Source organism: Tessaracoccus zhenghani (assembly GCF_055326325.1).
In genome coordinates, this window is the sequence record NZ_JBUZNQ010000019.1 from 1 (window position 1) to 7,057 (window position 7,057).

Sequence of the window (7,057 nt, forward strand, 5' to 3'; positions counted from 1 at the left end):
CTAGGACGTGTCTCCCAATAGCCGTTGCCAGGTCAGGATGGCGCTGAGGGTGACGCCGGCGCGGTAGGTGATGGCGAGTTTGTCGTACCGGGTCGCGATGCCGCGCCACTGCTTGGCGAGAGCGAAGAATCGCTCGACGACGTTGCGGCCCCTGTAGGCGTCGGCGTCGAGCCCGGGCGGTCTGCCGCCGTTGCTGCCGCGCCGTTTCCGTGCGGCGGCCTGATCGCGCTTGTCGGGAATGACGGCCTTGATCCCGCGGCGGCGCAGCTCGCTGCGGATCACGCCGGTCGCGTAGGCACGGTCTGCGATCACCGCATCAGGGCGGGTGCGCGGGCGTCCCGCGCCCGCCCGCGGGACGTGGATCTGCGCGAGCACCTCGGCAAGCATCGCGCCATCGTTGCGCTGACCGCCGGTGACGATCATCGCCAACGGCCGCCCGTGGCCGTCGACGGCCTGGTGGATCTTCGTCGTCAGTCCGCCGCGGGAGCGGCCGATACCGTGCCCCGGCGGTTCAACCTCCTGCCAGGGCAGATTCCTGTAATTCGATCCTGCCCCCTGTGTCCTGCTCCGGGCGGGTCGTGTTCGTCGCGTGCTGATGCGCACGCGCGATCGTCGCGTCCACCGACACCGCCCAGTCGATCTTCCCCGCCGCATCCGCCTCAGCGAGGATCCGCGTCAGCACCCGATCCCAGGTGCCGTCGCCGGCGTAACGACGGTGCCGCTTCCATACCGTCTGCCACGGACCGAACTCGTCGCGAGGCAGATCACGCCACGGGATCCCCGTGCGGAACCGGTACGCGATCCCCTCCACGACCCGACGGTTGTCGCCGAACGGGTGACCGCGGCGCCCCTCATTCGAGGGAAGCAGCGGCTCGATCCGCTCCCACTGCTCATCCGTGAACACCCGATACCGCGAACCCGTCGACCTCACCCGACCAGACTGCCGCGAGCCTCACTCAACATATGGGAGACACGCCCTAGACAGCTCCACTCTCGCAACCGGAGGCCTTCACCCCTCAGCAATCACGAGCGATTCACACAACAACATCCCTGGACATCACACCTAGCGGACGAGCAGCCGAATGCGCTCGTCCAGTCCCGCGGCGTCAAGCGCGTATCGAGCAAGCAGCCCTGAGTACGTACCGGTGACGATGTGCTCATGCGGCAACCCGATGGCGTGCACGGGAATTCCCGAGGATGCCAGAGCCTCGCCAACGGCCGCGGAGAGACCGCCGCGGGTGTAGTGCTCCTCGACGGTGATGACGCGTCCGGTGCGACGAGCGGACGCGCGGATAAGCGCCGCGTCAACAGGTTCGACAGTTGGCATCCCGATGAGGTCCACATCGACGCCGTCGTCCGCGAGCCGTTGCACCGCGACCACGACCTCCGGGGTGATGGTCCCCGTCGTGACGACCGTTGCGCGAGACCCTTCCCGAATCATCCGCCCTTCCCCGATGGTGAACGGTGCCTGCGGGAACAGATCGGGGATCGATGGGCCCCCGATGCGCATGTACACGGGCCCGTCGTGCTCAATCATCGCCTTGGCTGCCTCCCGGATCTCTCCGGGGTCCTGGGGTGAGAGGACGACGACACCGGGAAGCATGCGGATGATTGCATAGTCTTCGAGGGAGTAGTGTGTGGGCCCGAGGTCGGAGTAAGTGATCCCTCCGTTGCGACCGACGATCTTGACGTTCTGACCCATGTACGCGATGTCGTTACGGAATGCTTCGTAGTTCCGGTTGGTGACAAACGCTGCGATGGCTGCGAAGACGGGGACTTTCCCGGTTGATGCGAGACCTGCCGCGACGCCCGTTGTTCCGTGTTCCTGAATGCCGAACTCGTAGTAGCGGTCGGGGTAGCGCTCGCGAAATGAGCCGAATCCCGACGACAGCCCGCTGTCGGCGGAGAGGACGACGACACGGTCATCGCTCGCAGCGAGGTCGGTCACTGCTTGCCCGAAGGTCTTTCGCGGATCGATAAGAGTAAGCGTCTCAGCAGCCATGGTCGTTCCATTCGCGCAGGTTGTCGATGCGGGCGTGCACTTCACGTTCGGCTCGGTCGAGTTCCTCGACCGTCGGCTTCCAGTAGTGCGAGGCAAGGGTCCCTTCCAGGAAGCTGATGCCCTTCGCCTTCGTCGTGCGAGCAACGACGACAGTAGGCCGGCCCTTTTCACCGTCCGCGGTGCTGACGGCGTCGAGGACGGCATCGATATCGTTCCCGTCGATGGTGACGGTGTTCCACCCGAACGCTGCGAACTTGTCGGCAATCGGCTCCATGTTCATGACCTCAGCGGTCGGCCCGGAGATCTGCAGATCGTTGACATCGACGAAAGCGACGAGGTTGTCGAGTCGGTGGTGGGCCGCAATGGACGCGCCTTCCCAGTTCGCCCCTTCGGGGAGCTCACCATCCCCAAGGACGGTGAAAACCCGTCCTCCGTTGCTCGCTGCGCGAAGGCCAAGTGCCATCCCTGCGGCAATCGACAGCCCGTGACCCAGGGCGCCCGTGTTCGCTTCAATCCCCGGAAGCTTGTGAAGGTCAGGGTGACCGCCGAGTTTGCTGCCGACGGAGCCGTACGTGTCGTACAGCGTCTCCTCGAAGTAGCCGCGCCGGCCGAGGACGGCGTACTGCGCCATTGCTTTGTGGCCCGCGGACAGCAGGAACCGGTCGCGGTTCGGGTCCTTCGGGGCTTGCGGGTTGACGCGCATGGTCGCGAAGTACAGCGCGGTCACGATGTCGATGCACGAGAGTGCTCCTCCAAGGTGGCCAGAACCGCCTGCCCGGACCATCCGCAGGACGTTGAGGCGTGCGAGTTCCGCCTCGATCTGCAGCGGGACGGTATTCATACGCGAGTGTTCTCGGTTTCGTAGTCGTACAGAGCGGCGAGCTTCGGAGCGCTCCGCTCGTTCTCCCCGTACGACACCGAGAGGTATTCGCGAACGAGTCGCTTGACCGACTCGACGCCGGTGACCTGAGCTCCGAATGCGACCATGTTGGCGTCGTTGCTCAGCTGAGCACGCTCGGCTTGGTACGCGTCCGTGAGCAGTGCGCAGTACGCCCCGGGAACCTTATTCGCCGAGATGGAGACGCCGATGCCGGTGCCGCACATCACGACACCACGCTCGACCTCCTTCGCCGCGACGCTTTCCGCCACCGCAATGGCCGTCTTCGGGTACAGGGGGTCGTCGGAGCCGAAATCACGAACCTCGTGGCCGAGCTCGCGAAGGTAATCAGCGACGGCATCCTTGAGGGTGGTTGCATTCGGGTCGCAGCCAATACCAATCAACATGCGGGGACTCCTATCTATACCTGTATAGCCTTGTCTAGCTGAGGATAGACCGAATCGGCGTAGGATGGAAGACCGGACTGTATAGTCCACCCATTGACCTGGGAGACAGCATGGCCAGAGACGCCCACCCCACCCCTCTTGACAGCGCGGACGTCATCCTCTCCGACCTCGACGGAGTCGTGTACCGCGGCGCAGCACCCATACCGCACGCCGTCACCGCTTTGAACGCGGCTCGAGAGACGAAGACGGTGGGGTTCCTGACGAACAACGCCTCTCGGCTGGCAGCGGACGTCGCGGAACAGCTGACGACAATGGGACTGGACGTCGACGCAGATGATGTCGTCACCTCACCGCAGGCGACACTGCTGCTTCTCTCAAGGGTTGTCGAGCCCGGAACTTCTCTGCTGGTCGTCGGTGGTCCGGGGCTGACGACGGTGCTCCAAGGGGCGGGGTACCGACTTGTCCGCACGGCGGATGAGCATCCCGACGCAGTCGTGCAAGGTTTCTCACCACACGTGAGCTGGAATGACCTCGCCGAAGCTGCTTACGCTCTCGCCTCCGGGATTCCGTGGGTCGCGACGAACCTCGACACCTCACTTCCACTCGAGCGCGGACTGGCACCTGGCAACGGAGCACTCGTTGCTGCCGTCCGCGCGGTCATCAATCGCGAACCTCTCGCTGCCGGAAAGCCGGAGACGGCGCTCTTCGACGCCGCCCGCGAACGATTCCCCGGCTCCCGATGGCTATTCATCGGCGACCAGGTCGACACAGACATCAGAGGCGCATGTCGCTCCGAGATGAGTAGCGCCCTCGTCCTCACCGGCATCAGCCGGCCTCAGGATGTTTTCGCCGCACCCTCCGATGCGCGACCTGACTTCATCTTGCGCGACCTGCGTGGTCTCGCGTTGCCGTATCCCTCGACCCGACTCGCGCGCAATGACCAGTTCCTCACATCGACCGTCGCCAACGCCGTCGTGGCTGCCGAAGGCCGTCGGGTGCGCCTCGTGGCCCCAGGAAACGAGCCGATGAATATCATCCGAGCCACAGCTGCTCTCGTCTGGGAACATGCCGCAGCATACGACAATCTCAAACTCGACACTGAGCTTCACGACGCCATCGCCATGGCCCTCGATTAAGGGCGTCAGCGCCTTGCTCGTCAGCAGCTGCCGTCCTCATGCTCCGCAAAGATCCTCAGCAAAACGACGTCGACCTACCGTGCCGGCGGGCTAACGTCTATATGCTCCCGGCCGCGCGGCTCCGACGACTCGCAACAACAGGCGGCGAGAACTCCTACGCCGTGGAGTTCGACACAGACGCCGCAGAGATCGAACTCATGATCGAAGCCCAGTCCACGGGTACGAGCTGGCGTTCATGGGTCTGGATCAACGGACAGCCGCTCACCGCAGCCCCCGAGCAACCCGGAGGGCTGACGGCAACGGCGAACAGCTCCTACCTTTGCAAGCTAACTTTCGCTGATGTTCGCGTGCGTCGAGTACGTGTGTGGCTGCATCGCATTCGCTTTTCAGGAGTATGGGCACTGCCGAGCACGTCCGTAACGCCGACGGCTACCCCCAGCGTCAAGGCAGCGCTCGCAGGGGATTCGTACGTCGAGGCGGGTCTGGACGGAATGCACGCCGCGCTCGCGCTCGCGACTGGTTGGGAGGTATACAACGCGGGTCAAGGGGGCACGGGCTACGTACAGGCGGGAACCGGCTCGGTTTTCGGCAGCAGCACAAGGCTCGGTTGGCTTGAGCAGATCCAGCCCGACGTCATCATTGTGCACGGGACCCTCAACGACGACAGTGCCGGAGCGAGTGCAATCGGCGCGGCCTGCTCCGCCATGTACGCTCAGCTTGCCGCGCGATGCCCACGAGCACTCGTGTTCGTCGTCGGCCCCGAGGTCTCTTCCTTCGCCGACTCATATACCGCGTGACGCCTCGCGAACCGCGACGCAGTGCGCACCGCGGCACTCGCGGCACCGAACGTGATCGGCTATATCGACACCCTCGGCGGACCCGCGAACCGTGGCGCATGGGCAACATCCACCGCCTACGCAGTCGGCGATCGAGTCAGCTACGCAGGCGGCATCTACGTATGCACGAAGGCGCACACATCTCACACCAACGTTGGAACCGGGTACCCGGGCGGGACAGCAATCGCGTACCACTCCGGGTCGTGGAAGCTGGATTCATGGCTCTCTGGAACCGGAAAAGATGCTGCCGCCACCGGCGACGGTATGCGTGACAGGTACCTCAGCAGTGATGGCGTCCACCCGACTGCCCCGTTCTCCGCCTCACTCGGCGGCTATCGACACTGGGCACTTCGTGTAGCGGAGTCTGTCGCCAAGCTGCTCTAGCCCCTTGCGGTTACCCGTCAGCGAGTCCCCCGTTCAGCAGCCCCACCCAAAGAGAAGAGCCCGCCGAGCGACGAGTGCCCGGTGGGCTCTTCTCATCGCTCAAGGCGGGCTTGAGTTGTTCGGTCAGTTGACCGTCATGCCGCCGGAGAGGACTCCACGGCTGATGTGGGCGAAGTGCTGCAGGAGCACTCCACCGTTGACACGTGCGTCACCGTCGATGCGGGCGTTGTGCGCCAGTGTGACCTGGCCACGGACGATCGCTTCGCCGCTGATGCAGCTGTTGTCGCGCAATGTGCACGTGTCGGCTACGACCGCATGCCCTTCGATCATGGAGCGGTCGAAGAGCCGGACGGATCCGACCACGACCGCCTGGTCCTTGATCATGGCGTTCGGTCCGACAAAGACGCTCGGGGCGACCACGGCGCGCAGACTGACTAGGACGTGTCTCCCAATAGCCGTTGCCAGGTCAGGATGGCGCTGAGGGTGACGCCGGCGCGGTAGGTGATGGCGAGTTTGTCGTACCGGGTCGCGATGCCGCGCCACTGCTTGGCGAGAGCGAAGAATCGCTCGACGACGTTGCGGCCCCTGTAGGCGTCGGCGTCGAGCCCGGGCGGTCTGCCGCCGTTGCTGCCGCGCCGTTTCCGTGCGGCGGCCTGATCGCGCTTGTCGGGAATGACGGCCTTGATCCCGCGGCGGCGCAGCTCGCTGCGGATCACGCCGGTCGCGTAGGCACGGTCTGCGATCACCGCATCAGGGCGGGTGCGCGGGCGTCCCGCGCCCGCCCGCGGGACGTGGATCTGCGCGAGCACCTCGGCAAGCATCGCGCCATCGTTGCGCTGACCGCCGGTGACGATCATCGCCAACGGCCGCCCGTGGCCGTCGACGGCCTGGTGGATCTTCGTCGTCAGTCCGCCGCGGGAGCGGCCGATACCGTGCCCCGGCGGTTCAACCTCCTGCCAGGGCAGATTCCTGTAATTCGATCCTGCCCCCTGTGTCCTGCTCCGGGCGGGTCGTGTTCGTCGCGTGCTGATGCGCACGCGCGATCGTCGCGTCCACCGACACCGCCCAGTCGATCTTCCCCGCCGCATCCGCCTCAGCGAGGATCCGCGTCAGCACCCGATCCCAGGTGCCGTCGCCGGCGTAACGACGGTGCCGCTTCCATACCGTCTGCCACGGACCGAACTCGTCGCGAGGCAGATCACGCCACGGGATCCCCGTGCGGAACCGGTACGCGATCCCCTCCACGACCCGACGGTTGTCGCCGAACGGGTGACCGCGGCGCCCCTCATTCGAGGGAAGCAGCGGCTCGATCCGCTCCCACTGCTCATCCGTGAACACCCGATACCGCGAACCCGTCGACCTCACCCGACCAGACTGCCGCGAGCCTCACTCAACATATGGGAGACACGCCCTAG

The 7,057-nt window shown here is 65.2% G+C and carries 9 protein-coding genes; 3 read left to right on the forward strand and 6 right to left on the reverse strand.

Translation table 11 applies throughout. From position 1 onward, the window contains the following. From ACZK4S_RS15445 to ACZK4S_RS15460, 4 genes are all read right to left on the reverse strand, one after another. Positions 1-904, reverse strand: a protein-coding gene (locus ACZK4S_RS15445) for an IS5 family transposase (RefSeq protein ID WP_463643408.1) whose coding sequence is annotated in 2 segments (ribosomal slippage) — positions 1-583 and positions 582-904 — 906 coding nt in all. Because the reading frame shifts where the segments join, the coding sequence is not laid out codon by codon here. Between the two features lie 159 nt (positions 905-1,063). Continuing rightward, positions 1,064-2,002, reverse strand: coding sequence for a transketolase family protein (locus tag ACZK4S_RS15450; RefSeq protein ID WP_345045556.1), 939 nt, complete (start codon positions 2,000-2,002; stop codon positions 1,064-1,066). Next, positions 1,992-2,843, reverse strand: a complete 852-nt coding sequence (locus ACZK4S_RS15455) for a transketolase (RefSeq protein ID WP_345045554.1) — start codon at positions 2,841-2,843, stop codon at positions 1,992-1,994. The genes ACZK4S_RS15450 and ACZK4S_RS15455 overlap by 11 nt, the downstream gene beginning before the upstream one ends. Further along, on the reverse strand, positions 2,840-3,286 hold the full coding sequence (locus tag ACZK4S_RS15460; protein ID WP_345045552.1) for an RpiB/LacA/LacB family sugar-phosphate isomerase: 447 nt from the start codon (positions 3,284-3,286) through the stop codon (positions 2,840-2,842). Before ACZK4S_RS15460 ends, ACZK4S_RS15455 begins: the two co-directional genes overlap by 4 nt. A gap of 110 nt (positions 3,287-3,396) precedes the next feature. Between ACZK4S_RS15460 and ACZK4S_RS15465 the strand changes: the two genes are divergently transcribed. The 3 genes from ACZK4S_RS15465 to ACZK4S_RS15475 all read left to right on the forward strand — a co-directional run bounded on the left by ACZK4S_RS15465 (position 3,397) and on the right by ACZK4S_RS15475 (position 5,642). Further along, the gene (locus ACZK4S_RS15465) at positions 3,397-4,422 is read left to right on the forward strand and encodes an HAD-IIA family hydrolase (protein WP_345045550.1); all 1,026 of its coding nucleotides are present in this window, start codon (positions 3,397-3,399) and stop codon (positions 4,420-4,422) included. Between the two features lie 161 nt (positions 4,423-4,583). Continuing rightward, positions 4,584-5,219 carry an SGNH/GDSL hydrolase family protein gene (locus ACZK4S_RS15470; RefSeq protein WP_345045547.1) on the forward strand — a complete coding sequence of 212 codons (636 nt, stop codon included), beginning with the start codon at positions 4,584-4,586 and terminating at the stop codon, positions 5,217-5,219. Positions 5,220-5,270: 51 nt separating this feature from the next. After that, complete coding sequence (locus tag ACZK4S_RS15475; protein WP_463644866.1) at positions 5,271-5,642, forward strand: carbohydrate-binding protein; 372 nt, start codon at positions 5,271-5,273, stop codon at positions 5,640-5,642. Positions 5,643-5,765: 123 nt separating this feature from the next. Here ACZK4S_RS15475 and ACZK4S_RS15480 read toward each other — a convergent pair whose 3' ends face one another. Together ACZK4S_RS15480 and ACZK4S_RS15485 are read right to left on the reverse strand one after the other, a co-directional pair. Then, positions 5,766-6,026 (reverse strand): hypothetical protein, encoded by a 261-nt coding sequence (locus ACZK4S_RS15480; RefSeq protein ID WP_463644865.1) that lies wholly within the window; start codon positions 6,024-6,026, stop codon positions 5,766-5,768. Positions 6,027-6,076: 50 nt separating this feature from the next. After that, positions 6,077-6,980 (reverse strand): IS5 family transposase gene (locus tag ACZK4S_RS15485; protein WP_463643408.1). Its coding sequence is split into 2 segments (ribosomal slippage): positions 6,077-6,659 and positions 6,658-6,980, totalling 906 coding nucleotides; the frame shifts between segments, so codons are not numbered across the junction. Positions 6,981-7,057 lie beyond the last annotated feature (77 nt).

Excerpts from the sequence above, each read along its gene's own strand:
- ACZK4S_RS15460 (WP_345045552.1), bottom strand. The coding sequence starts at position 3,286 with ATGTTGATTGGTATTGGCTGCGACCCGAATGCAACCACCCTCAAGGAT.
- ACZK4S_RS15455 (WP_345045554.1), bottom strand. The coding sequence starts at position 2,843 with ATGAATACCGTCCCGCTGCAGATCGAGGCGGAACTCGCACGCCTCAAC.
- ACZK4S_RS15480 (WP_463644865.1), bottom strand. The coding sequence starts at position 6,026 with ATGATCAAGGACCAGGCGGTCGTGGTCGGATCCGTCCGGCTCTTCGAC.
- ACZK4S_RS15450 (WP_345045556.1), bottom strand. The coding sequence starts at position 2,002 with ATGGCTGCTGAGACGCTTACTCTTATCGATCCGCGAAAGACCTTCGGG.
- ACZK4S_RS15465 (WP_345045550.1), top strand. The coding sequence starts at position 3,397 with ATGGCCAGAGACGCCCACCCCACCCCTCTTGACAGCGCGGACGTCATC.